A 24662-nucleotide genomic window follows, 5' to 3' on the forward strand; every position below is an offset into this window, starting at 1 on the left:
ACTGAGATTCCCTTGTAAGGTAAGACTGGATTCCTAAAAATATGAACTCGATTACACTACAAAAAGCAAAACAGGCTGTATTTATAAAATTTTCTCATGTATTGCAGTACCTATCTAAACTTGTACTTTGTATTTTACTCGCATCGATTCTGAGTATGACAGAGATTATTTTACCTAGTATACTTATAACAAGGTACGGAGTGGCTGAGGCAGTTACCATAAATAAATATCTATCGTCCTTGCAGGTAGAAAAGACATTCGCAGTTTTGAAAAAAGCTAGTAACTTTATTACCACAGAGAGTTCTTTTATTCCAGATATTTCTATTTTAAGGGCAACATTGGCACCGACTTTCGTGCCGACTATTGCTCCAACTTTCGCGCCAACTCTTGCCCCAACTTTTGCCCCAACTTTTGCTCCCTTCTCTTTAATTGGCAGAGTAGATTTCTTTTTTGAAGTTCAAGAGCTTAACTTAATTAAGATTAATATAAATGATAAAAAAGATTCCTTTGTGTCTGCTGCTCTAGAATCTTATAAATTAGGAGTCGAAAAGGCTCAACAAAAAGCAGATTATAAGGGTGCTGTTAAGTATTATAGCGATGCTTTAAGTAAAGATGGCAAATTTGCAGAAGCTCATGTAAGCCGAGGTCGTGCGTATTCAGAGTTAGGAGAGCAGGAAAGAGCTATTGCAGATTATACTATGGCAATGAATGTTAGTCCCAAATTTGCTGAAGACAAAGATAGATATGTTGAACCATTACTAGGACGAGGTACTGTTTACATCAAACTTGGTAATTATCAGGCAGCACTTGATGATTTTAATCTAGCAGTTAAACTAAATCCTGACTTTTATGATGCTTATTTAGGCAGAGCTATTATTTATATTGAACAAAAAGATTATCAACAAGCAATTAAGGATTTAACAGAAGCCTTAAAGTTAACTGCTGACGATTATCCTGCTGCTTTTCTGAAACGTGGTTCTGTTTTCGCTGAATTGGGCGAATATGACAAAGCCATTGAAGACTTTACTCAGGCTATTGATAATCAGGCAGACGATGCTAGAACATATTATCCAGATGCCTACTATAAACGCGGACTTGTTAATTTAAATTTAGGGGAACCAGAAAAAGCAATCAAGGATTTCAATAATGCTATTAATCTGGATTCTAAGTATTATGAAGCATATTATGAACGTGCGATCGCTCACGAAAAAATTGGAGAATATGAAGCAGCAAATCAAGATTACATCAATGCCAATTACAGTAAAGGATTATTAACATATAACCTCACAGGACATTCAGGAATGTTTGGTGCGGTTCGCTCAGTAGCTATCAGTCCTGATGGAATAACTTTAGCGAGTGGAAGTGAAGACTCAACTATTAAACTGTGGAACTTAAAGACAGGACAAGAAATTAATACACTTTTTGTAAATTCCGGCTCAGTTCTTGCTGTGAGTTTTAGCCCTGATGGTCAAACTATTGCTTGTTCCACTACTCAAAAAATTATTAAACTTTGGAGTGTTAGTACAGGAGAAGAAATTCTTACTATATTAGGGCATTCTGATTGGATTCATTCCCTTGCTTTTAGTCCAGACGGACAGACCATAGCTAGTGGAAGTGATGACAAAACCATTAAATTTTGGAATATAGAAACTGGAGAACAAATTCGTAGCTTCTCTGGTCACTCAGACTATATTAAGTCTTTGAGTTTTAGTCCAAATAATAACATTATCGCTAGTGGAAGCTGCGACACAACTATCAAACTATGGGATGTGCAAACTGGCAAAGAAATTAATACCCTAGAAGGACATAAACAGTGTGTTCGTGCTATTGCTTTTAGCCCAAATGGTCAGAGTTTGGCTAGTGGTAGTGAAGACAATAACATCATACTTTGGGATTGGCAAAATAATAGGCAGATACGAACTTTTGAAGGTCACTCTAATGCAGTAACATCCCTGGCTTTTAGCCCTGATGGTCTAACCCTTGTGAGTGGCAGTGATGACAAAACCATTAAACTATGGGATGTCCAAACTGGACTAACAATTATCACTCTTTTTGGGCATGAATCTTATGTAGAGTCAGTAGCTTTTAGTCCCGATGGTAAAAATGTTGTTAGTGGTGGTTATGACAAAACAGTTAAAGTGTGGCAGATGCCTTGGCAGTAAACTGAAGATACTATCAAAATCACTATGCTGTGAAATAATCGTCAAATTATGACGCAAAGCGATCGCACACACCACCAAAAACCCTATAATTAGCCCCCTCTCGAAGAGCGGGGAGGGGGTTGGGGGTGGGGTTCTATCTCTGCAACCAAGCAGCAATATCCTGCAACACCCCCTCTATCCTCTCCTGAACATCCTCATTTCTAAATCGCCCAACCTGCAACCCCAAACTCTCCAAAAATTCTTGACGTATCGCATCTTCCTGTTGGGTGTAGTCGTGAATTTCGCCATCCACTTCCACCACTAACCGCGCTTCATTACAGTAAAAATCGACGATAAAACGGTCAATTGTTTGCTGACGCCGGAACTTGAAACCCAAAATTTGCTTGTGTCTCAACTTCTCCCAAAGCAACTTTTCTGCTGGAGTTGGTTCACACCGCATTTGTCGCGCTAATGGTTTAAGTTTTTTCCAAAGTTCGTGTGGGGTTTGCCAAGGGTATCCCGGAACCCCACCCCCTAACCCCCTCCCCGCAAGCGAGGAGGGGGGACTGGAGTTGGTGAGAGGCTTTGGTTTGGGGTTGTGATTTTGGGTCATTTGCACTCTTGATGGTTAGTTAATTAATATTTCATAGACCTCTTGCAAAAGTCCCTAATACCCCACCCCCAACCCCTCCTCGCTTGCGGGGAGGGGAGACAAAGCGTAGCTTTGGCGGGGTGGGGTTCTTATTTTTGATTTATGCAAGAGGTCTTACGTATTATTCCCAGCGATCGCACTCTTCGCCCAACTCCTCAAAACTCTGGCATAATCAGACTAATCTCATCAAAAGATTCGCAGAAACATAAATGGACTGGATTACACTACTGCGATCGCTACAGTCTGATTTTATAAAAAGGTTAACATCTGGTTGTCTGCTTCATTGTGAAACAGAAGGTCAATATAGTGAATTAACTATAATTTCTGGAGAAAGGTTAAAGGCACTACGGGAATTTTGCTGGCTGATGGCTGAGAAATATAAGCGTGTTTCGCCAGTGCGGGACGTTTTTATTAGCTATCTCAAAGGGAAGTTGGGTGAGGAAGTTGTCAAAGAACGTTTAGCTGATTTTATTACCGAAGTCGATTATGAAAAGCGATTCGGCGGCGATGGCAATATAGATTTTACCTTGACTTCTGAGCCATCTATTGGTATTGAGGTTAAATCTCGTCACGGTAGTATTGATAGAGTTAGATGGTCAATTAGTTCTGAAGAGGTGGAAAAAAATGCAGTTGTAGTTTGCATTTTGATTCAAGAAGATGTGAGTGAAGCACAATCTGAGTATCACCTTTTTTTGGCTGGCTTTCTGCCAACCCGAATGATTAAGTTGAAAACTGGTAAAATTTCATTTGGCATAGAACAATTACTGTATGGTGGTGGTTTATGGTGCTATCTAGAACAGTTACAATCTTCTATTAATAATTCTTATAAGCAACAACCACCAATTTATAAATATCTCCCAAAACAGGAAATTCCATCTAAGCCAACTAAGAATCAGTTGGTCAAATCTTCCTTTAAACCTGAATATCGTGATGAAGATTTAAATATACTTTATGTAAGATTGGGTGATGAATGTTTTGAGAAAGGAGAATATCCGAATGCAATCACTAACTATAATCAAGCCTTACAAGTTAAATCTAGCGATGTTGATTTATATTATAAACGAGGTTTAGCTCACTATCAAATAGGAGATTATGAAGCGGCGATCGCAGATTATTCTCAAGCAATCCAGATTAATCTCCATGATGCTAAATCTTACAATAAACGAGGTTTGGCTCTGTCTCAACTGGGGCGATTAGAAGAAGCAATTAATGATTATTCCCAGGCGATCAGAATTAATCCTAATGTTGCCGTAGCTTATAAAAACCGGGCTGAAGCTCGTTCTCATGTGGGAGATAATCAGGGTGCAATTGAAGATTATACCCAGGCTATTAAAATTAACCCAAATTATGCTGATGCTTATAAAAACCGTGGGATTGCTCGTTATTTATTAGGCTCTCAACCGGGATTTCCCCAAGCAATCAAGATTAATCCTAAAGATGCCATAGCTTATAAAAAACGTGGTAATGCTCGTTCAGATTTAGGAGATTTTGAAGGAGGAATTGAAGATTATACTCAGGCAATACAGATTAATCCTAATTATGTCGATGCTTATTACAACCGTGGTAATGCTCGTTCTGACTTAGGAGATTTTCCGGGAGCAATTGAAGATTATACTCAAGCAATACAAATTAATTCAAATTATGCAGATGCTTATTACAATCGTGGCAATATCCGTTTAGAAATAGCAGATAAACAGGGAGCAATTGAAGATTTTCAAAAAGCGGCAGACATCTATCGTCAAGAAGGTAAGCTAGAAGCACTCAAAGATACACGAGAAAGAATATTAGATTTAGAAATAGAAGAATCATTAGATATTTTAAACTTCTAGAAAGTCGTTTATCCTTTATTAATTCGCCAACAGTATCTTAGAAATCGTCAGCTATATTCCTCGCTATTCTCTACCTCAACTTATTTTTCCCGATATCCGCCAGCGTAGTCAATTACACAAATTGTTCTATATGATTTGTGAGTTCCATAAGCAACACCAGACACTTTAAAAGCACCATTGAAAATGTTTTTTCTATGACCGCGATCGCGCACACCATCATCAATAATTAACTGCATGACGATATCTTGGGCATTGTTTACCCCATAACTGATATTTTCGCCTGCGGTTGTTAACCATGTACCATAGCGATTGATGCGAGTAAAGGGGCTGCTACCATCGCTACCATCATGACCTGTGGCACCTTTTGGGCCTTGGTCTTTAACATGGTCTTTTGCTCCTAAAGACATACCCTTAGATGTACTCAACGCTCCCACAGGACGTGCTGATCTCAGAAATGCGATCGCTTCATCGACTGCTTTGGCTCCTTCTTGAGTTCGCAAATACGTATTATTAGAAATTTTGACTTGGTTCCCCTCAAAGCGCTTTCTATAGTTTTCCAGAATCGGGAGGTATGCCTTGGGATTTGTTCGTACTTTATTTGTTTCAACAATTACCTGTTGTTCCAGCGATGAAAGGTAACTCGCCTTTGCTAATAAAGTCGGACTGGCTGGTTGAACTACTGCTGGGCTAGATTGAAAGAGTTGATTTGAGCAGCCGAATATCAAGGCAATTGGCAAAAATACCCAAAATTTCATCAGATGCATTCATTACCTCACAATTTTTTTATCGAACAGAATTCAGGAGTCAGGAGTCAGAATTCAGAATGAATTCTGTGCGAAAAAGCGGATGAATAATCGGAGTTTTTGCACCCCCACCAAATTGAAAATTTGGTGGTCAACAAGAAAGTCGCGGGTCTCTCTTACAAAGTTGCTCCTCTTGGGGAGACCCCAAGACCGCAATGCAGCCCTGAATCCCCGACTGAAAGATTGGTGAATTCTGGATTCTGGATTCTGAATTCTTCTTCAAGTGTATTTAGTGAATTACGCGATGTGCGACTTATTCTTAAAACCCCGCTTCCATTCCTCTGTTCCTTGAGTGTTAAAAATTATTACTTAATATCTGTTTTAACCTAGCGAACACCCAAACGTAAAGTGCAAAAAATATTACGCAAATAAAAACTTTGCATATTTGCATTTGACAGAAAAACCCAGAGTTTATATCATGTCCGTTGAAATAACTCTCATTGCGATCGCTCGTTCTCAGCGTTCGCGCAAGGTAGGGAAACAAGCCCAAAAAAATCTTGCGATCGCATCGTTTCACTCGCAATGACATATTCTCGTATTACACTTTGAGAAACCAACGTTGTCGATACATCAAAACACCAACAGCCCACCACAACAACACGGTGACTATGGCAAACAATAAGGAACCATTCAGCGCCCCCGCCCAAGATACGAAAAAATTCTGGTAAATCCAATTGTAAGTACTCTTAGCCTCTTTGCCTGTGCCGATAGTGGTTTTCACTAAGATTTTAATCAACAAAACCGATGGAACGAAAAGAGCGATCGCATTTAAGCCCATAATTTCAAAAGGTTTACTCCAGCGACGCATCAGCCGTACTTCGATCAGTTCATAACAAGCTGCTAGCAAAAGTAACGCCCAACCGCTAGTGAAGACTACATAGGAACTTGTCCACAGCTTTTTGTTGATGGGGAATGTCCACCCCCAAGCCCAACCGATAATTAAACAACCAACTCCAAATAATCCTAACCCGATACTTGTGCGTGAATGTACAGGTTGACTGCGTATCCATTGTCCAGTGAAGTAGCCAGCGAGAACACTTACGATCGCCGGAATAGTACTGAAGAGTCCCTCTGGATCTCCCATAAAGTTGAAACCATCACCTTTATATAAATGTGCTTTGGGAATAATCAGGCGGTCAATATAGGCGCCAAAGTTACCTTCCCGCGTCAGAACTCCTGCACCATAATCGGGTACTGGTAGATACATCATCGTTAGCCAGTAGCCAATAAGTAACACTCCTGCCAGTATCCATTGACCTTTACGCGGCAGGTTGAGAACAGCTAGGGAAGCCAGCAGATAGGTAATGCTGATGCGTTGCAACACCCCCATAATGCGGATACTACTGAAGTCAAAAGTCCAAACACCCTGATTCCAAAAGCCATTTAGTAGCAATCCCAAGGCAAAGAGAATGGCAGCGCGGCGTAAGATGCGCCAGTAAACAGCTGAGGTTGGTTTATTGCTTTCGGTGTACTTTGACAGCGAGAAAGTCATCGCTACACCGACAATGAAGAGAAAGAAGGGAAATACCAAGTCAGTTGGTGTGCAACCGTGCCAATCGGCGTGGGCTAAGGGAGGATATACATCATCTGCGACACCCGCCATATTGACGAGAATCATCGCAGCGATCGTGATGCCGCGAAAAACATCCAGTGAAGTCAGGCGCATAAACGGAATTTTATGTTAGATGAGTATCTAAGCTACTCCGATTGATGCAGGTAATCAAGCAAAATTTATAGACTTGGATACAAATTTCTTCAAACTTAGCTCATTTTAATACATCTGTATTATTGAATAGATAGAATATAATCTAAATTAAGGGTAAAGTTTTTTAGTATTATGGTTAAAATTTAACATATATTTAAAACGAGTTTTGATAATTTTGACAAAAGATGAATTTGGAAAGTTTTCCTGTGTTTTTAAAAGACAAAAAAATTCCGGTAATATCAAATTCAGCACCAAGCAAAGGTGTAGAATTGACTAATGTTGATTTTTCAGTCTCAAATATAGTAAGGCTTAAAAGCATATTATCTTTTTTTTCATATTTGAATATAAATGGAAAAATTAGTGATGAAGCATTTGAAGTTTTAGTTCGTTATGCTTGCTCTATTTTTATTGAAAATGAGATAGAAGCCAGAGTTAAAGATGTTTTTGAGCAGAAGATAAAAAATTTTTGGGAATCGAAACTTTCCTCTGCTTTAGAGAAATATATTACTACAAAGTGAAGTCTATCTTAAAAGCCAGCTAGCTCTCAATTTTTAAAGTTTAGATTATATGTATAATCAAGAAAATGAATCAAATAAAGAGTTTGATAAAGAAAAAAAGGAGCAAGATAGTGAAAGTGAATATATAGAAAAACTCCCTGAAGAATTAAAAAATTTAAATCTTCCGCCAGAAATCAACAAGGAAATAAGAACATTTCTTTCTATGGGTCGCTTCTCTGGCTCGTCTATTTCACCAATTCTAGATAAAATTAATCAACAACACATAACAAAAATACTTGAAAGCGTAGAAAAAGATAGTGAAAAGAGCATTTATAGACGCACAAGAAGCAAGAAAGTATAATTTAGCCGCTATTTGTATTTTTGTGGTTGTTTTCGTGTTTTTAACGGTTTTTCTGGTCAATAAAGACGTGGCTGTTTATCAGGATATTCTGAAAATACTTATCATATTTGGCGGCGGATTTGGCAGTGGATTGGGCTTCAAGATATACTTAGACCGTAAAAATAAATAAACTCTAAATATAGAATTAAGGGATCATAATTTGTTATTAAGTGATAAAAATTTGTTAATTATGATAATAGTTATTTAAAGCACATAAATTTTAGATTTTTGAATACCTATGCCAATCAAAGTTGGAGATACCGCTCCTAATTTCAGTCTACCCGCCCAAAACGGCTCAACAGTTAGCCTCCAAGATTTTCGCGGCAAAAAAGCTGTTGTCCTATATTTTTATCCCAAGGACGACACACCCGGATGTACGACCGAATCTTGCGCCTTTCGCGATCAGTACGAAGTTTTTAAAACTGCTGGTGCTGAAGTTGTTGGTGTGAGTGCTGACTCCAGTGAATCTCATCAACGATTTGCTGCAAAGTACAATCTACCTTTTACTCTGTTAACTGACAAAGGCGACCAAGTGCGGAAGCTATATGGCGCAACAGCAGCTTTTGGCTTATTCCCTGGTCGCGTCACTTACGTCATTGACCAACAGGGAGTTGTGCAATACGTGTTTGATTCAATGTTTAACTTTAAAGGTCATGTTGAGGAAGCGCTGAAAACTTTGCAACAACTTGCAAAATAGGGAATGGGGAGTGGGGAGTGGGGAATGGGCAGTTAGGAGTTAGGAGTTAGGAGTTAGGAGTTAGGAGTTATTTCTCCCTCATCTCCCTCATCTCCCTCATCTCCCTCATCTCCCTCATCTCCCTCATCTCCTCATCTCCCTATGCCCCATGCTCCATTCCCTATTTATTCGAGTGCGACTTTTCCGGCATGACAATATTAGCGTGGGTTGCCTTGCCATTATGGCCGTTACCATTCCGGGGATGGATCACACCATAACCGCCGTGGTTACGTTCGTAAATTACATTAATCTCTCCAGTTTCAGAATTGCGGAACATATAAAAATCGTGTCCCACGAGTTGCAGTTGTTCTAAGGCTTCTGCAAGGGTCATCGGTGGCATGGAAAAATATTTGGTGCGAACGACTTCGTTAGGCAATTCGGGAGTGCGATCGCCAATTAAATCTGTCACTACTGACTCTGCAACAACTACTTCTGTTGGCTGGGCATGAGTTTTCTGGTCTTGACGCCGTTCTTTGTATTTCCGCAGTTGACGGGCAATTTTATCTGCAACTAAGTCAATGCTGGCATAGAGGTTTTCACTGCTTTCCTCGGCACGGATAACGCTACCATTAGCATAAATAGTTACTTCAGCCGCTTGTCTAGTATTAATTCGGGGATTACGGGCTACGCTAAGATGCACATCCACTTCATTTGTAATGCTCTGAAAGTGACTAACTGATTTTTCAATCTTTTGATGTACATACTCACGAATTGCATCGGTGATTTCAATATTTTTGCTGTGGATGACAAGCTTCATGTAAACTCTCTCCCTGAATATTTGAATTTGTGAATTTGCTTTGTATGAAAAGAAGTTGCGGTAAGCTCTATTACTCCCGCCAAAACAAATTGTGAACTATTTGTATGTACTGCTGGTAAGCTGTCTCTAAGCTTGCTGCATCTAAGTTGTTATTAAGTACACCCTTGATTTCCCTCCTCATCTCTGCGCTGATATCCAATTGGATGTCCACATAAAACTCTTGGATGAGGAAATCTGAGTGGTAGCTCCCGTGACTACCAACTCCAATAAAGCAACGCTTACAGAACTGTTGATAGTTGCTCCTTCTGTGTTCGATTGAAGTTTCCTTGCTGTTGTTCAATAATACAAGTCTTTGTGCAAGTTTAGTTGTGTTTGAAATGCAAAGAATATAATTAGAGTCATCAGCCAGTACATACGTCTTTATTGTTTTGGCATGATGCTTATTGCAGAGAATTCCTCCTAAAACCTATTGAGGTTATCTTTTCAAGCTAGCACTTTGTGTTTTCTAATGCAGGTTCCCTTGACTTTCCTTTAAAATCCTTTACAAAACTTAACATTTGTTGACTCCAATTCTCTAACTTGAAATATATTTCGTTCCTAAGACAGTTGATTTTTGGCATGATCCATAGTATAAAACCACACAAAAACCGTTGTTTGCTGTATAATGAAGGGTTAATACCTTACTTAGAAGCTCATAGATGGCAGCGATCGCTCGTCACTGAGCGTATCCATGACCCCAGTCTAAATGACGTGTTAATTTTGCTAGAACATCCACCTGTCTACACTCTGGGGCAAGGAGCCAACTCAGATTTTCTCAAATTTGATATTGACAAAAGTGAATATGATGTGCATAGAGTAGAACGAGGCGGCGAGGTTACTTACCATTGTCCCGGTCAACTGGTGGGGTATCCAATTTTAAATCTGCAAAGTTATCGTAAAGACCTTCATTGGTACTTACGGCAACTCGAAGAAGTAATCATTCGCGTATTAGCAGTTTATGGGTTGCAGGGAGAAAGAATTCCGGCTTTTACTGGCGTTTGGTTAGAAGGGCGAAAAGTTGCGGCTATTGGGATTAAAGTCAGCCGTTGGATTACCATGCACGGCTTTGCATTAAATGTTTGTCCAGACATGACAGGCTTTGAGCGCATTATACCCTGCGGTATTTCTGATAAACCTGTAGGTAGTTTAGCCGAATGGATTCCAGGCATTACCTCTCAAGAAGTGGGTTTTTATGTAGCGCAGTCCTTTGCGGAAGTCTTTGACGTGGAATTAGTCGAGTCGCAGCCTCAAGGATTTTTCTGGTCTGAGTAAATTCAGCTTGGAATTATGTAATAAATACTATAGCAGTCCTATTTAAATTGTGAGACACTTATGAGAGTAGTCCATATTTAATAGTATCAAAATAACTATTTAACTTCCGTTGTCAAAGCTAGAATCTGATTATTTACAAATAAATATACTAACTTTTTACGGCTCTCAAGCACAACTTGGCGCGTGAATTACTCAAATAATCTCCAGATATATGCCCCATCATTAACGTTTCTGAGAGAACGTGATTGGACAGCTTTAATAGAACTATTTGACAGAGATGACGGTGATGAAATTGAAGCCGACATCAGCGGTAGTTTGTTTTGGCTGATACCTGAACCTTGTTGGGAAGATGATCCCTTTGATTTCTTGCGCGAGTACCTTTAAATAGTGAGGAGTGGGGCAGGGCTATTTCGTTCTAGACAGAAACCCGCCCAGAACTGAAGTTCAGAGGCTAATAGCTAAAGTCCGTTAAAACGGACTATAACCCAATACGCTTGGGTTAAGCATTTTTTTATTCTCTCTGTTTCCTCTGCGCCTCTGCGGTTCGTTAAAAAAATTGACTTTGATAAAGAGTTTTAGCCCTAACCCAAGCGTATTGGACTATAACCTTTTATTAGTCGTCTTTAGACGACTTTCGCTATTAGATTCAGAATTCATTCTGAGGCGGACTAGATGAGAATGAAATAGCCCTAGAGAGTCGGGAGTTTAAAGTAAGTCTTCAATTATGAATTACGAATTACGAATTACGAATTATTTGAAGGCGACTGAGGAAAATACGTAGGCGATCGCTTTGGGGATTGGTCAGAACTTCATAAGCTGAACCTTGTTCTGTGACAATACCTTGATCTAAAAATATCACCTGATGGGCTACTTCTTTTGCAAATTGCATTTCATGGGTGACAACCACCATTGTCATCCCTTCTGCTGCCAATTGCTGCATCACTTGCAGAACTTCGCCGACGAGTTCGGGATCTAGGGCGCTGGTGGGTTCGTCAAATAGCATGATTTGGGGATTCATACATAAGCTACGGGCGATCGCTACTCGTTGCTTTTGTCCGCCAGAAAGTTGTTCGGGATAAGCAGAGGCTTTGTCAAATAAGCCGACTTTTTCGAGATATAACCCCGCTAGTTGGGCGCTTTCCTTCGGTGTTTTACCCAATACTTTACGCGGCGCAAGTGTCATATTTTCTAGGACGCTGAGATGAGGAAACAGGTTGAACTGTTGGAAAACCATACCTACTTGTGTTCGTAGTTGCCGCAGTTGGCTATAGTTGACAGTAGACCGGGATAAGTTGATACCGTTGATTATTAAACGCCCGTTGTCAATGGTTTCTAAGCGGTTGAAGCAGCGTAGTAGTGTACTTTTTCCACAGCCGGAAGAACCGATAACTGCAACGACTTCTCCCCGGTTGATTTCGCCGGTGATTCCTTTGAGGACTTTCAGGGAACCAAACTTTTTTTCGATATTGTCAAAAATAATCGCGGGGGTGGTATTGTTCATTACTTGTGTCAAGCTGCTCTACAGTAGATTGTAAGGTTTTTGACGAACCGCAGAGGCGCAGAGGGCGCAGAGAGGGAGAGAAAATAATATGGCTAAATTTGATTTTGGGCGTTGGCTGCGCTGGTGCGTGGTTGTAGGTTTTAGCTGTTTGTTACTGGCTGGCTGTGGGGTGAATCCTAGTGCGGGGAAAACTCTGCGGATTGCTACGGAACCGGCGTTTCCACCTTTTGAGTTTCAAGGAAAAGGTGGTGAGTTACAGGGTTTTTCCATTGATTTGATGAATGCGATCGCAGTTGCAGCTAACTTTAAAGTCGATTTTCAAAGTCTGCCTTTTGATGGCATTATCCCAGCTTTGCAAGCCAAAACGGTTGATGCGGCCATTAGTTCGATCACGATTACACAGGAGAGGGCGAAGACGATTGCTTTTTCCCGTCCTTATTTTAAGGCTGGATTAGCGATCGCCATCCGTGCAGATAATCAAAATATTACTGGTTTTGGCAGTCTCAAAAATAAAAAAGTTGCGGTACAAATTGGTACAACTGGGGCTGCAAAGGCTAAGAGTATTCCCGGAGTACAAATTCGCAGTTTTGATTCAGCACCTCTAGCCCTGCAAGAATTGTCCAATGGTAATGTGGATGCGGTAATCAATGATGCACCAGTTACTTTATATGCTATTAATACGGGCAATCTTCAGGGAATTAAAATAGTAGAGCAATTGCTGACAGAGGAGTTTTACGGGATTGCTACAGCTAAAAACTCGCCGAATTTGGCATTAATAAATAACGGTTTAGATAGGGTACTGAAAAATGGTACTTATGCCCAAATTTACCAAAAATGGTTTAAAACCGAGCCGCCATCATTACCAGTTAAATCACCATTTGAGAATCAGACTAAGGCTGGCACACCTAAAATATTAAGTTCAATTGGTGTGATTTTGCAGGCTTTTCCAACTTTATTAAAGGGAGCTTTAGTAACGTTGGAATTGACGATAATTTCTGTAGTGTTTGGTTTAATTGGGGGTTCCCTGATTGGAATTATACGCCTTTCTCATATTGCACCTGTGCGTTGGGTGGCGAGGGCGTATGTGGATTTTTTCCGAGGAACGCCTTTGTTGTTGCAAATTTTTATGATTTACTTTGGATTACCTGCAATTTTGCAAGAACTTGGTTTGACATTTAGTTTTGATCGCCTAACTGCTGGGGTAATTGCTTTAAGTTTGAATAGTGCTGCATACATTGCCGAAATTGTCCGTGCTGGGATTCAATCGATTGAACCAGGACAAGCAGAAGCAGCACAATCATTAGGTTTGAGTTCTGTGCAAATAATGAGTTCTGTAATTTTTCCCCAAGCTTTCCGGCGGATGATTCCACCTTTAGGTAATGAGTTTATCAGTTTGTTGAAAGATACAAGCTTAGTTTCTGTGATTGGTTTTGAAGAATTGGTACGTAAAGGACAGTTAATTATCGCCGATAACTATCGCGCCTTTGAAATTTACGTGGGTGTAGCAGTAATTTATTTATGTTTTACGTTACTTTCTTCACAGGCGGTTAGTCTCTTAGAAGTGTGGATGAATCCGGTTAAACGGCAGAGGAAGTACGATAGCTAATAATTTTTCAGTGATTTTCCGACTTACTTTAAACTCTTAGCAGATCCTAATACCATCTTTCTTTCTTTCTTTCTTTCTTTCTTTCTTTTTTTCTTTCTTTGTGTCCTTTGCGGTTCGTTTTTCTTTCTTGTACTTAAATATGGGCTTTGCGTAACCCAACATCCTGATAATCAGTTGGGTTGCGCTCCGCTCCACCCAACCTACGTCTACGTCTAATCCACTATTTTAGCCTAGAGTGTCCATTACGTGCATTTCAAAAATCAAATCCTAGTCCTATATATAAATGTCTTCTCAGCCAAAAGTTCAATAATTATAACTATTAATAGTATTTATACAAGTTTAATCTCCAAATATGTATCTATCCCAATAAAAAATATTCCTTTGCTTGGCATGATTTTTTGGGTATTATAATATTGACATAAGTCTCTATCTTGTAAATAATAATACCTAAATCGAGTCATTTAGTGAGTAAAAATTATATTTACTGAGTATCAACACATCGAGGACTAATAGTGATAAATTAGATAAAATAGAAATTAAAAATTAGTAAGCACAACATAATAAGCATTGACAAAACGAATTTTTGATAACTGTCATCACAACTTAAACACTTTTTTATAGTCAACTTCAAGCAGAATACATGGATGCCGATAATTGGACATATCAACTACAAAAGGTACTACCCATGAGTTCCCGCGCACTGCTGTTAGTAAATCGTCATGCCCGCCAAGGGCAAAAGGGTCTGTCGGAAGCGATTCAATATCTGAAGACACTCGGCTTTGATTTAATTGAGGAGTCTACAGAAGACCCCAAACATCTTGCTGAAGCTATATTTCGCTATCAGCATCAAGTTGACTTAGTAATCATTGGTGGAGGAGATGGGACTCTCAATGCCGCAGTAGATGCTTTAGTTGATACTCAGTTGCCCTTGGGAATCTTGCCTCTGGGAACTGCCAACGACCTAGCGAGAACTTTGGAAATTCCGAATTCCCTCAGCGAAGCTTGCAAAATTATTGCCTATGGAAATTTACACCGCATCGATTTGGGTTGGGTGAACGGCAAGCACTTTTTTAACGTTGCCAGTTTGGGATTGAGTGTAAAAATTACCGAACGACTTACCAAAGAAGTCAAGCGCCGTTGGGGAATATTTGCTTATGCCACCACTGCATTGCAAGTGATTTGGGAAGCTAGACCTTTTACTGCGGAGATTGTGATTAATGGTGAATCAGTTCGCGTCAAAACAGTGCAAATTGCTGTGGGTAATGGCCGCTATTACGGCGGTGGTATGGCAGTAGCCAACGATGCGGCAATAGATGACCAAAGGCTAGACCTTTATAGCTTGGAGATTAAACATTGGTGGGAGATTATACTATTACTTCCGGCGATGCGACAAGGACAACATATACATTGGCAGAATGTACGTTCCCTTCAAGGTCAAAAAATAGAGGTGTTTACTCGCAAACCGCGCCCTATCAATACAGATGGTGAAATCACTACTTACACACCTGCTCATTTTCGGGTTATACCTAAAGCTATAGCTGTTTTAGTACCCCCAGAAATCAGGAGTTAAGAATTATTCAATTTTAGATTTTAGATTTTCCTTCAATCTAAAATCCAAAATTCAAAATCTAAAACTGATTGATTTCTCCCTCTGCTAAAAATGTGGGAACTCGCATCAATTCACGCCAAATGCATCTGAGATTTTCTCAAGATATAAAGTCCCTGTTGCAACGCCTAGCTGAACAACCACTAACTCTAGGTGATATTCTGGCAGAAACCTCAGAACGAGGGTTCTGTCTGGTAATTACATTATTAGTTTTGCCCTTTTTATTTCCGATGCCACCGGGATTAACTGGCCCTTTTGGTGGTGCTTGTTTACTGTTGTCAACGCAAATGGTTTTAGGGAGGCGATCGCCTTGGCTACCCAAAAGAATCGCTAACTACAAATTTCCTCGTCCCTTCGCCCAGTTACTTTTGCAAAATTTGGGACGTCTTACGAAAGTTTTACAGAAAATCGCCCGTCCACGATTGCCAAAAATAGCCCATAATCCTTTGATTTGGCGAATTAATGGGTTTTGTATCTCTTTATTAACAATATTACTAATATTACCAATTCCGTTTACAAATCCTATCCCCACTGTAGGTATTTTACTTTTGACTGTTGCCACCATCGAATCTGACGGTTTATTAATTTGCATCAGCTACGGCATTACTGTCCTGATTACCTTGTTGTTTGGATTTTTTGGTTATGCAGTATGGTTAGCTCCCAGTTTGCTGCCATCTATATTTAAATAATAAAAGCCCCCAGCTTTCGGCTGAGGGCTGTAATTTATTAAGGTGCATCTACCATTTATTAATCCGCTTTATTAATTGCCATATCCGGGAATATTTAATTGGTGTACAAAGTTATTTTCTTCAGGCATTCAAAAATATCAGCAATAAAAAAGCCTTCAACTAAAAGCTGAGGGCTATGATTTAATTAAGGTGCATCTACCATTTATTAATCCGCTTTATTAATTACCATATCCGGGAATATTTAATTTCTGTACAAAGTTATTTTCTTCGCACATGAAAAAATATCAGCAATAAAAAAGCCTTCAACTAAAAGCTGAGGGCTATGATTTAATTAAGGTGCATCTACCATTTATTAATCCGCTTTATTAATTGCCATATCCGGGAGAATTAAACTTATGAGCAAATTTATTATTCCCCAAACTAAAAAATACCAGTAATAAAAAAAGCCCCCAACTAAAAGCTGAGGGCTGTGATTTAATTAAGGTGCATCTACTATTTATATATCCGCCTTAGTTCTTGCTGCATCAGGAAGAATTTAAAAAAATGGATGGCTGTGGAATTGATTTCGTTAGCTACAACAGTAGTACTAGTCTCAATGAGGATAACCTGCGGTATTTGACTAGGTAATCATTGACCAAATTCATAATAATTTTACAATTACCCCAAATTTCCCCTAGATAGACAAAGTTTCTGTTAATATCTCTGATCCTATATCCGCAATAGTACCAATTTAGTTTATTAGTTGGGTATATGACTATGAAAGTTAGATACACCCAACTTGATGAAGCGATCGCAATTTCTATTAGCCCTTGCTAGCCTTAGTATTGTCGGGGGAAGCTTTTTTCTGAGAAAAACTTTTAGCAATACTAGCGAACCTAAAATAATAACTGATACATCACGCTACAAAGAAATTCGTAATCAACTCTGGTCTGATAATGACCAAGTAAAGCATTTTCCTAATGAGATTCCTACTGATGCCAAAGACGTTCACATTGCTTACTCTCCCGAATTTTTGCCAGGAGGTACTTTTTTTCAAATTAGGTTGAAACAGCCACCAAAAAAAATAGAACAATTACTGTCACAATACAGAAATAGTGCAAAGTACAAATATAAGGGTGGTAACACAAACGACCACATAAACCAGCCTAATGGTGTGCCGACAACTTTTTTCTATACCAGTGACTCTCATACAGAATCTTTTCCAGCTACTTATGAAATATTGGTATTAAATGCAGAGGACAAAGGTAGACCTGGCTTCAAGTGGAATCATGGAGATAGCTACGGTGTCGCAATTAATAGTTCAGCCTCAGAAATTATTTATTGGTCTGAAAAATGGTAATTAGGAATTCAATTACCCTTTTGGGTATATCACTTTGGGTAGTTAAAACTTCTAGCCACCATAGCTAATATTTTAATGGTGCTTAAAAACTATCTTAATATGTAGAATGCCAACTGCTTTAATTACTGGTGCATCTAGTGGTATTGGGAAAGCTTTTGCCCAGGAACTAGCTGCACGCAAGACAAATCTTGTACTCGTTGCTCGTTCTGAAGAGAAACTAAGCCAATTAGCTAAACAACTACAAGAACAACACAAAATTCAAGTAGACGTTATAGTGAAAGACCTCACAGAACCTAATGCAGCATCTGCTGTATTTGATGCCACTAAAGAAAAGGGATTAACCATTGACTTATTAATTAACAATGCTGGTTTTGGTTACTATGGCGACTTTGCTGAAGGGGATGGAGAAAGACAACTTAAAATCGTACAATTAAATATTTTAACATTGGTAGATTTAAGCCATAAATTTCTACCCTTGATGCGGCAACGTCGTTCTGGAAGTATTATTAACGTATCTTCTATTACCGCATTTCAACCGATACCATATCTTTCTGTTTATGCTGCCAGTAAAGCTTTTATTCTCAGCTTTAGTGAAGCGCTATGGGCAGAAAATCGCCAATATGGTGTCCGTATTTTAGTCACTTGTCCAGGGCCAATAGAAACAAACTTTTTTGCAGAAGCTAATTTTCCTCCAGCCCTGGCAAGCAGTACAGATAAAGTGTATTCTTGCGAAAAAGTGGTTTGGGAATCTTTAGAGGCTTTGGAAAAAGGGTATCCAACTGTTATTAGTTCTGATACTAACACTCAAATTAGAAGCAGATTATCTCGGCTCGTACCGCGCAAACTTCTGCTGAATATATTAGCAAAACACTTTAAAGCCTAAGTATATATATTTAGGAGTTAGGAGAGACGCGATTAATCGCGTCTGTACAGGAGTTTGGAGTAACGCACCAAAACCTTTGGGCTTTGCTTATATCTTGCACCAGGCGACTGGAAGTCGCGGCTACACAGGCGAAACCCACCTGCGTGGGTTAAACCAATTCGCAATTCGCAATTCGCAATTCGCAATTACGTTTTGTGACGGGGATTTAGCTTAGGCTTCAATTCGCGCTGCCCTTCAAAGGCTAGGACTTAAACCCCCAAAGTTCGTTAAAAACCTTTGATTTCCTCTTAGTCCACGGAGGTGGACTTCGTTTGTATAGCCAAGCCAGTGCGCTCTTGGGGGTTTCCACGCCACTTCCTTCAAACTCCTCCACCCCCGCAACGGAGTGGCTCCCCATGAGCAACTGGCGTGCAATTTCTAATCGCCAGGGCTAGGTGCAAGATGTGAGTTTGCTAACGCACCCTACGTCTATTTCAAATTAAATATATCTTGTTAATTGAACTCGGTAACGGTCTTTTTTAGTAACGGCGATTTCCCCAACTTCTAAACGTCCTTTAGAGCGAATGGCGATTAAGTCGCCTGATTTCAGTTGAGAACTAGCTTGGGTAACTTCCTTCCAATTGACGCGGACATCACCAGCATCAATGAAATCAACCATTTTGCTGCGGGACATCCCAAAACCAGCAGATGCGATCGCATCTAATCGCAAAGAAGCCTCCACAGTAGTTAATTCTTTTTTCTTGGGTTCCCGAACCTTTAACTCTGTTATCTCAATCTGCTGAGTTTTCACCGGAACCGATCGCACTTGGTTAAGACTGATTGACAAAAATTCTACTAACTCTGGTGCGACAATCGCCTGCGCCCCCCGTTCTCCCAAAACTATAATGTCTCCCGTCTTTTCACGAACAATTCCCGTTCCCAACATTGCGCCTAAAAAGTCGCGGTGAGAGGCGGTATCAAACAAGAAATTACCAGCAATTTCCACGGCGACAAGGCTGACTTGAGATTGATCTAAGGGAAGTTCCGAACGAGCGATCGCTATTCTTTGGCGTTCAGCTTGCGGATATCCACCCCACGCCACTAATTGCACTTCTGTTAATCGGTTAAACACCCGTTGAATTTCTGCCAATTCTGGGGGAGACAGAAAATCAGTCAAAACCACTTCCCAAATTTTGATGGCTTGTTCGGCTTGGTCAATTACACGAGCTACACTATCTCGATTTTCAACACCTTTTAAAAGTTCTTCTCGTGGCAACATTCTTAAAATTTATGAGTTATGAATTGAAAATTAAGCTGCTATAACTGTCTTGATTCTAGCTTTCTAAAGCGATTATTCACGGAGGGATTACAAGGTGAGCAGCACTGCCTGTCTAAAACCTTTATAAATAAGGCACTTTCAGAAATGAGAACAACTTCCCGCTTTCCTTATGGATGGCTGAGTGTGTTTGAAGAAGATGATCTGCAAGACTTTATCAAGGAGTTGAGTGAAGCTTTTCGGTTGATAGATTCCTCAACTACAGCATGGGAGATAATTGACGCAATCATCCATGAATGGCATGAAAGCGCCGTAGCGATCGCTAGTCCTGAACTGGCAGCTGCTTTTAGTGCCAAGACTGATGAAGTACCATTAAAGTCGCCATCGACTCAGAGTACTGTTTGAATGAGAGTATGTCAGTCACCTCAGATGTATACCAATCATCGGGAACCCTTACCCCCAAAAGCCTCTCTACTTGTGATTTATTTCTTGTAATCACCGCTTGCGCCACTTCCAAAGAACAGCGAAGCAACTCAAGTCGCTGTGTCCTGAGGTGTAAACTATGATTCATTCAATACACAGTATTTGTATCAGCATAACCTTGGATATTTTCTGGATCAAACTGACGTAAGATTCGCGTTGCTTGGCGAGTGAGAGTTTCAGAACCTTGAACTGCAACTAAGTATTTACCCGCATCTAAGCGGTTACGATAAGGTAAAGCATCACCACCACCTACGAGTAGACCGACTCCACCACCGACAACTACACCACCCATAGCACCACTAGCAGCACCCAGCAGTCCGCCAACGATGTGATTGCCAACTTCACCCGCCCAGGCAAAAGTATCTAAACCAGTGATCAGGCTGAAGGTAAAACCTGCAAAAAAGCCAAATGGTATCAGCCACGTTGCCATCAGTTGTGCTTGGTTTTTAGCTTGGTCTTTGGGGTCAATTAAGCCAAACTCGTCAGCCGTTTTATACCCCCTCCCCAGGATAGTACTGTTTATGCCTTCTCTTTCTAAAGCTAAGTAAGCAGCTTCGGCTTGAATGCGGTCTGGTAATACGGCAACAAGGTAATTCATTGATTTTACAATTTGTCTAATAAAAGTTTTCCCTTAACTAACAGCGTATCAGTCCTGGTCCAATCAATTGCAAACCGCGATAGCGAAACGCTGCGGCGTTCGCCCTTGGCGTCTCCCCTTGGGAGAAGCGCCGATCGCACAACTTAAATCTACATGGGCTGATCACTTTAGCGAATCTAGTGGCTCACAAAAATTGTTCACGCCTTGTTTGAGGACATATATCAAAACTGGCGTTGCCAAAATCTTCGGAAACGTCGGCGTTGCTTTGAGATGTTCCATCATCTTTTGAAGTGAAGTATTAAGCAAATCTTCCCGATATTCTTGTTCGCAAATCACCACACGCCATTTTCTCGCCAAGGCATCTAACCACTCGGAATTTGCTCTTTCTGGTTGTTGTCCGGCTCGGATAGCTAGCGTCATCGCCGCATCTTCTAAATCTCCATCACAGTCTTCAATTAAATCCAGCGCTTCCATATCGCTGGGATCATCTACCAATTGAGAGCGAAACTGTGCAATCTCTTGAGATGTTACTTTAGTCATGAATATTTGACAAGGCGAGCGAACACTCAGTTATGTTAGTCCAATTTTGACCCAAAAACTAGACGCACAGCCAATGGATTTAGACGAATGGATAAAGTCGGTAGTGGCTTTAGCCGCCTTCAGTATTCTTCCTTAGACATAGGAGTGGAAATTAACCCAAGCATATTGCCTCCTATTCATCTTCATCCCCGTCCTCGGATTCATCTTCATCCCCGTCCTCAGATTCATCTTCATACTCGGATTCATCTTCATACTCGGATTCATCTTCATCCTCGTCCTCAGATTCATCTTCATCCCCGTCCTCGGATTCATCTTCATCCTCGGATTCATCTTCATCCCCGTCCTCAGATTCATCTTCATACTCGGATTCATCTTCATCTTCATACTCGGATTCATCTTCATCCTCGTCCTCAGATTCATCTTCATCCCCGTCCTCGGATTCATCTTCATCCCCGTCCTCAGATTCATCTTCATCCCCGTCCTCAGATTCATCTTCATCCTCGTCCTCAGATTCATCTTCATCCTCGTCCTCAGATTCATCTTCATACTCGGATTCATCTTCATCTTTATCTCCGTCCTCGGATTCATCTTCATCCTCGTCCTGTGCAAACCCTAGTTGACTAACAGCCCGAGAGAGAACCATATCAAAGAAGGAGCCTTCATCGCACCAGACATCCTGACTTAAGTCGAGGTCGGTTACACTTTTAATAGTCCAGCAATCACCGTTGAACTCAGAATTGGTAATGTAATCGTAGGGAATATAACAGTAGCCTTTGTCTCCCCAGTTTGGCCCCCAAGAGTTACGAACCAAAAACATCCGGTCTTGATCAGAATATCCTACGCACAGCATTGCGTGTCCGCCACAAAGTTTCTCGTTGCTTGAATTTGGTATTGGTACTCGTCCAGTATCTTTAGCTTCCTCAAAGGAACTGAACAGCTGCAAACCAAAAGCAAAGGGATAACCTTCCGCTAAACAGTGGCGCATTGCGTACAAATCTAAGTTAATTCGTTCAGCCTCATCGATTAAGAAGCTTTCTGCTTCCTCATAAGCTTGTTCGTGGGGTTTTTCAAACACCCTATTTTGACTATAAGGCCAAGTTTTCTCTATACAAGCACCGTATTTTCGCAGTACCTTAATACAGGTGCTTGACACTCCCCGGCGTGAACGCACGGGGATTCTTGAATCTAAGACATAACTTGCTCATGCAGGTTTTCACCAACAAGAGTAGAGGTTTCATCTCCCCAAGCGTTGCTTGCGTCTAGCGCAAAGGTTCCGGTATGCCCTACCGTACCCAATCCCCGACTAAGGATTATTCTCGCTGCGTTTTCATCCCTATCCATTAGACATCCACATTTACAAACATGGGTTCGAGTGGATAGTGTTTTCTTCACAATTTCACCACAGCCAGAGCATTCTTGACTCGTGTATTGCGCGTTAACCGCAACCGTGACACGCTTAAATACTTTTGCAAAGTACTCAAGCCATACACGGAACTGATACCAAGATGCGTCGTTTATTGACTTAGCTAAACAATGATTTTTCACCATATTTTTAATCCTCAAATCTTCATAAGCTACCAAGTCGTTAGACTGGACTACGCACCGCGCTAATTTCACAGCATGGTCTTTACGTTGCCTACTTATTTTGAGGTGGCGCTTACCTAAAATCACCCTAGCCTTACCCCGATTTTTTGAACCTTTTACCTTTCTGGAAACACGACGTTGATTAGCTTTGAGAACCTTCTCCCCAATACGAAGAAACTTAGGATTCTCAATCATTATCCCGTCAGAGTCGGTATAGTATTCTTTCAATCCCACATCTAACCCAACGGTATTACCAGTAGGTTCTATGTTCTCAGAACGGTCTATGTCAATACAAAATTGCACATACACACCATCCGCACGTTTTACCAATCTCACCCGTTTAATCTGGTTAATTTGGTAGAAGTGCAAATCACGAGTACCTTTGAGCTTTAATCGACCAATACCTTTTTTATCACTGAAATTTATTGATTTACGATCCTCAGCAAGTTTCCACCCAGTCGATTTGTACTCAACAGAGCGACAGTCTTTCTGGAATTGAGGATATCCTTTCTTAAGAGAAGTACTCTTCTTGCAGTTGTCATAAAACCGAGAGATAGAAGACCATGCTCTTTCAGCAGAAGCTTGTCTAGCCATTGAATTAAGTTCGTTAGCAAAGGGAAAGTTAGCCGCAAGTACAGCACAATATTTCTGCAAGTCGTTTTTACCTATGTCTTTAACATCCATCCATAGCCGAATACAGCTATTACGAACAAACTTTGCAGTCCGAATTGCATCATCTATTGCCGCTATCTGCGCTGACTTTCCATAAGCTTTGAACTCAAGAACAAGCATTACTTTTACCTCCTATCTTATACTACCATAGTTGGTATAATAGTTTGGATTAGGATCAAAAAGGTTACACAATATTCACGGTGGCTTAAAAACCACGCCCGTCGTTTTTCATCCCTGGTCTAAAGCACAGAATGCGGTACTACGTACCTATTCTTCCGGGGCTTTCAAACTCCCGTCCATTTTTTGTAATAAATAAACAAGCGACTCACATCCTTTGCCGAGCCAAATTGACGCATCGCCAGATACTCGTAAGCTCCCGCGATCGCGTTCGCTGTACAACTATTCAATTCTCCCTGCTGTTCCACTTTTGTCATGTGGGGACGTAAATCGACCCTTGGCGGTAACTGTTCTGGTTGATAACGTCCAGCACTATATTTTTTATCTCTTGGATCAATAGGATCTGGTCGATAACCGCCGACTTTTAACTGTTTGCCTCTGGAATCGCGGAAGAACGAGGCTGTACGAAGCACATCGGAAATTGACATATAATACCTTAGAACCACACACGGTAGAAGCGCTGTGTTAACTCAGACAGTTTCCGGGGGCGAGACTTTACCTGAAGATAAGCTGCTTTTATCCCAATACGGTTTAGATACAGCAGAATTCAGAATTCAGAATTCAGAATTCAGAATCCAGAATCCAGAATCCAGAATCCAGAATTCAGAAGTAAAACAGGGTTTATACCTGACTTTGGGACGAATCGTTGTCTGACTTTTCACGTTATGTGGAAAAGCTAACGATTGACCTAATCCCCTAGCCCCCTTCCCTACAAGGGAATGGGGAAAATTCAAAGTCTCTCTCCTTTTAGGAGAGAGAAATAGAAGTGAGGTTTTCCAGATACCGTGAAAAGTCAGATCGTTGTGTACTTCACCAACTTGAAATCTGCTGTAAGATCATTTGCACCACCAATGACCTAATAAGAGACGTTGCAATGCAACGTCTCTACTTGTTAGCC

At 40.5% G+C, this 24662-nt stretch carries 25 protein-coding genes; 14 read left to right on the forward strand and 11 right to left on the reverse strand.

Annotation, left to right across the window (positions count from 1 at the left end):
• The first annotated feature begins 41 nt into the window (after positions 1-41).
• The gene (locus V7K27_RS05805; RefSeq protein WP_334945194.1) at positions 42-2162 is read left to right on the forward strand and encodes a tetratricopeptide repeat protein; all 2121 of its coding nucleotides are present in this window, start codon (positions 42-44) and stop codon (positions 2160-2162) included.
• A gap of 133 nt (positions 2163-2295) precedes the next feature.
• On the opposite strand, the gene V7K27_RS05810 is transcribed toward V7K27_RS05805, so the two are convergent.
• Positions 2296-2754, reverse strand: a complete 459-nt coding sequence (locus V7K27_RS05810; protein WP_334945196.1) for an endonuclease domain-containing protein — start codon at positions 2752-2754, stop codon at positions 2296-2298.
• A 248-nt stretch (positions 2755-3002) separates the two neighbouring features.
• On the opposite strand from V7K27_RS05810, the gene V7K27_RS05815 reads away from it, so the two are divergent.
• Positions 3003-4622 (forward strand): tetratricopeptide repeat protein, encoded by a 1620-nt coding sequence (locus tag V7K27_RS05815; protein WP_334945198.1) that lies wholly within the window; start codon positions 3003-3005, stop codon positions 4620-4622.
• Between the two features lie 80 nt (positions 4623-4702).
• Here the strand turns inward: V7K27_RS05815 and V7K27_RS05820 are convergent, their stop codons facing one another.
• Together V7K27_RS05820 and V7K27_RS05825 are read right to left on the reverse strand one after the other, a co-directional pair.
• Positions 4703-5386, reverse strand: coding sequence for a CAP domain-containing protein (locus tag V7K27_RS05820; RefSeq protein ID WP_334945200.1), 684 nt, complete (start codon positions 5384-5386; stop codon positions 4703-4705).
• 577 nt (positions 5387-5963) lie between these two features.
• Positions 5964-7091, reverse strand: a complete 1128-nt coding sequence (locus tag V7K27_RS05825; RefSeq protein ID WP_334945201.1) for an acyltransferase family protein — start codon at positions 7089-7091, stop codon at positions 5964-5966.
• A 224-nt stretch (positions 7092-7315) separates the two neighbouring features.
• Between V7K27_RS05825 and V7K27_RS05830 the strand changes: the two genes are divergently transcribed.
• The 3 genes from V7K27_RS05830 (at position 7316) to V7K27_RS05840 (ending at position 8724) form a co-directional block, all read left to right on the forward strand.
• Positions 7316-7648 carry a hypothetical protein gene (locus V7K27_RS05830; protein ID WP_334945203.1) on the forward strand — a complete coding sequence of 111 codons (333 nt, stop codon included), beginning with the start codon at positions 7316-7318 and terminating at the stop codon, positions 7646-7648.
• A gap of 49 nt (positions 7649-7697) precedes the next feature.
• Entirely contained in the window at positions 7698-7988 is a 291-nt protein-coding gene (locus tag V7K27_RS05835) for a hypothetical protein (RefSeq protein ID WP_334945205.1), read from the forward strand.
• Positions 7989-8265: 277 nt separating this feature from the next.
• Complete coding sequence (locus V7K27_RS05840; RefSeq protein ID WP_334945207.1) at positions 8266-8724, forward strand: peroxiredoxin; 459 nt, start codon at positions 8266-8268, stop codon at positions 8722-8724.
• A gap of 160 nt (positions 8725-8884) precedes the next feature.
• Here the strand turns inward: V7K27_RS05840 and hpf are convergent, their stop codons facing one another.
• Positions 8885-9520, reverse strand: a complete 636-nt coding sequence (hpf, locus tag V7K27_RS05845; protein ID WP_334945208.1) for a ribosome hibernation-promoting factor, HPF/YfiA family — start codon at positions 9518-9520, stop codon at positions 8885-8887.
• A 618-nt stretch (positions 9521-10138) separates the two neighbouring features.
• Between hpf and lipB the strand changes: the two genes are divergently transcribed.
• Positions 10139-10831 carry a lipoyl(octanoyl) transferase LipB gene (gene lipB / locus V7K27_RS05850; protein WP_334945210.1) on the forward strand — a complete coding sequence of 231 codons (693 nt, stop codon included), beginning with the start codon at positions 10139-10141 and terminating at the stop codon, positions 10829-10831.
• 183 nt (positions 10832-11014) lie between these two features.
• Positions 11015-11215 carry a hypothetical protein gene (locus V7K27_RS05855; protein WP_334945212.1) on the forward strand — a complete coding sequence of 67 codons (201 nt, stop codon included), beginning with the start codon at positions 11015-11017 and terminating at the stop codon, positions 11213-11215.
• Positions 11216-11567: 352 nt separating this feature from the next.
• On the opposite strand, the gene V7K27_RS05860 is transcribed toward V7K27_RS05855, so the two are convergent.
• Positions 11568-12332, reverse strand: coding sequence for an amino acid ABC transporter ATP-binding protein (locus tag V7K27_RS05860; protein WP_334945214.1), 765 nt, complete (start codon positions 12330-12332; stop codon positions 11568-11570).
• Positions 12333-12420: 88 nt separating this feature from the next.
• On the opposite strand from V7K27_RS05860, the gene V7K27_RS05865 reads away from it, so the two are divergent.
• From V7K27_RS05865 to V7K27_RS05885, 5 genes are all read left to right on the forward strand, one after another.
• Positions 12421-13938 (forward strand): ABC transporter permease subunit, encoded by a 1518-nt coding sequence (locus tag V7K27_RS05865; protein ID WP_334945216.1) that lies wholly within the window; start codon positions 12421-12423, stop codon positions 13936-13938.
• A 685-nt stretch (positions 13939-14623) separates the two neighbouring features.
• Complete coding sequence (locus V7K27_RS05870) at positions 14624-15508, forward strand: lipid kinase (RefSeq protein ID WP_334945371.1); 885 nt, start codon at positions 14624-14626, stop codon at positions 15506-15508.
• 119 nt (positions 15509-15627) lie between these two features.
• Positions 15628-16233 carry an exopolysaccharide biosynthesis protein gene (locus V7K27_RS05875; protein ID WP_334945373.1) on the forward strand — a complete coding sequence of 202 codons (606 nt, stop codon included), beginning with the start codon at positions 15628-15630 and terminating at the stop codon, positions 16231-16233.
• A 781-nt stretch (positions 16234-17014) separates the two neighbouring features.
• Positions 17015-17572, forward strand: a complete 558-nt coding sequence (locus V7K27_RS05880) for a hypothetical protein (RefSeq protein ID WP_334945218.1) — start codon at positions 17015-17017, stop codon at positions 17570-17572.
• Positions 17573-17678: 106 nt separating this feature from the next.
• Positions 17679-18455, forward strand: coding sequence for an SDR family NAD(P)-dependent oxidoreductase (locus V7K27_RS05885; RefSeq protein ID WP_334945220.1), 777 nt, complete (start codon positions 17679-17681; stop codon positions 18453-18455).
• Positions 18456-18933: 478 nt separating this feature from the next.
• Here V7K27_RS05885 and V7K27_RS05890 read toward each other — a convergent pair whose 3' ends face one another.
• A complete protein-coding gene (locus tag V7K27_RS05890; RefSeq protein ID WP_334945222.1) occupies positions 18934-19713 on the reverse strand; it encodes a photosystem II S4 domain protein in 780 nt (259 codons plus the stop codon).
• Positions 19714-19857: 144 nt separating this feature from the next.
• Between V7K27_RS05890 and V7K27_RS05895 the strand changes: the two genes are divergently transcribed.
• A complete protein-coding gene (locus V7K27_RS05895) occupies positions 19858-20115 on the forward strand; it encodes a hypothetical protein (RefSeq protein ID WP_334945224.1) in 258 nt (85 codons plus the stop codon).
• Between the two features lie 166 nt (positions 20116-20281).
• On the opposite strand, the gene V7K27_RS05900 is transcribed toward V7K27_RS05895, so the two are convergent.
• From V7K27_RS05900 to V7K27_RS05920, 5 genes are all read right to left on the reverse strand, one after another.
• Positions 20282-20791: a hypothetical protein gene (locus tag V7K27_RS05900; protein ID WP_334945225.1), complete on the reverse strand. Its 510-nt coding sequence runs from the start codon at positions 20789-20791 to the stop codon at positions 20282-20284.
• A 162-nt stretch (positions 20792-20953) separates the two neighbouring features.
• Entirely contained in the window at positions 20954-21331 is a 378-nt protein-coding gene (locus tag V7K27_RS05905; protein ID WP_334945227.1) for a hypothetical protein, read from the reverse strand.
• Between the two features lie 172 nt (positions 21332-21503).
• Positions 21504-22484, reverse strand: a complete 981-nt coding sequence (locus tag V7K27_RS05910) for a C1 family peptidase (RefSeq protein ID WP_334945229.1) — start codon at positions 22482-22484, stop codon at positions 21504-21506.
• A 32-nt stretch (positions 22485-22516) separates the two neighbouring features.
• Positions 22517-23707 carry an RNA-guided endonuclease InsQ/TnpB family protein gene (locus V7K27_RS05915; protein ID WP_334945231.1) on the reverse strand — a complete coding sequence of 397 codons (1191 nt, stop codon included), beginning with the start codon at positions 23705-23707 and terminating at the stop codon, positions 22517-22519.
• 164 nt (positions 23708-23871) lie between these two features.
• Positions 23872-24192 (reverse strand): hypothetical protein, encoded by a 321-nt coding sequence (locus V7K27_RS05920; protein ID WP_334945233.1) that lies wholly within the window; start codon positions 24190-24192, stop codon positions 23872-23874.
• Between the two features lie 34 nt (positions 24193-24226).
• On the opposite strand from V7K27_RS05920, the gene V7K27_RS05925 reads away from it, so the two are divergent.
• Entirely contained in the window at positions 24227-24418 is a 192-nt protein-coding gene (locus V7K27_RS05925) for a hypothetical protein (RefSeq protein ID WP_334945235.1), read from the forward strand.
• Positions 24419-24662: the final 244 nt, after the last annotated feature.

This window comes from Nostoc sp. (assembly GCF_036919575.1).
In the GTDB taxonomy this organism is placed as follows: Bacteria; Cyanobacteriota; Cyanobacteriia; order Cyanobacteriales; family Nostocaceae; genus Nostoc.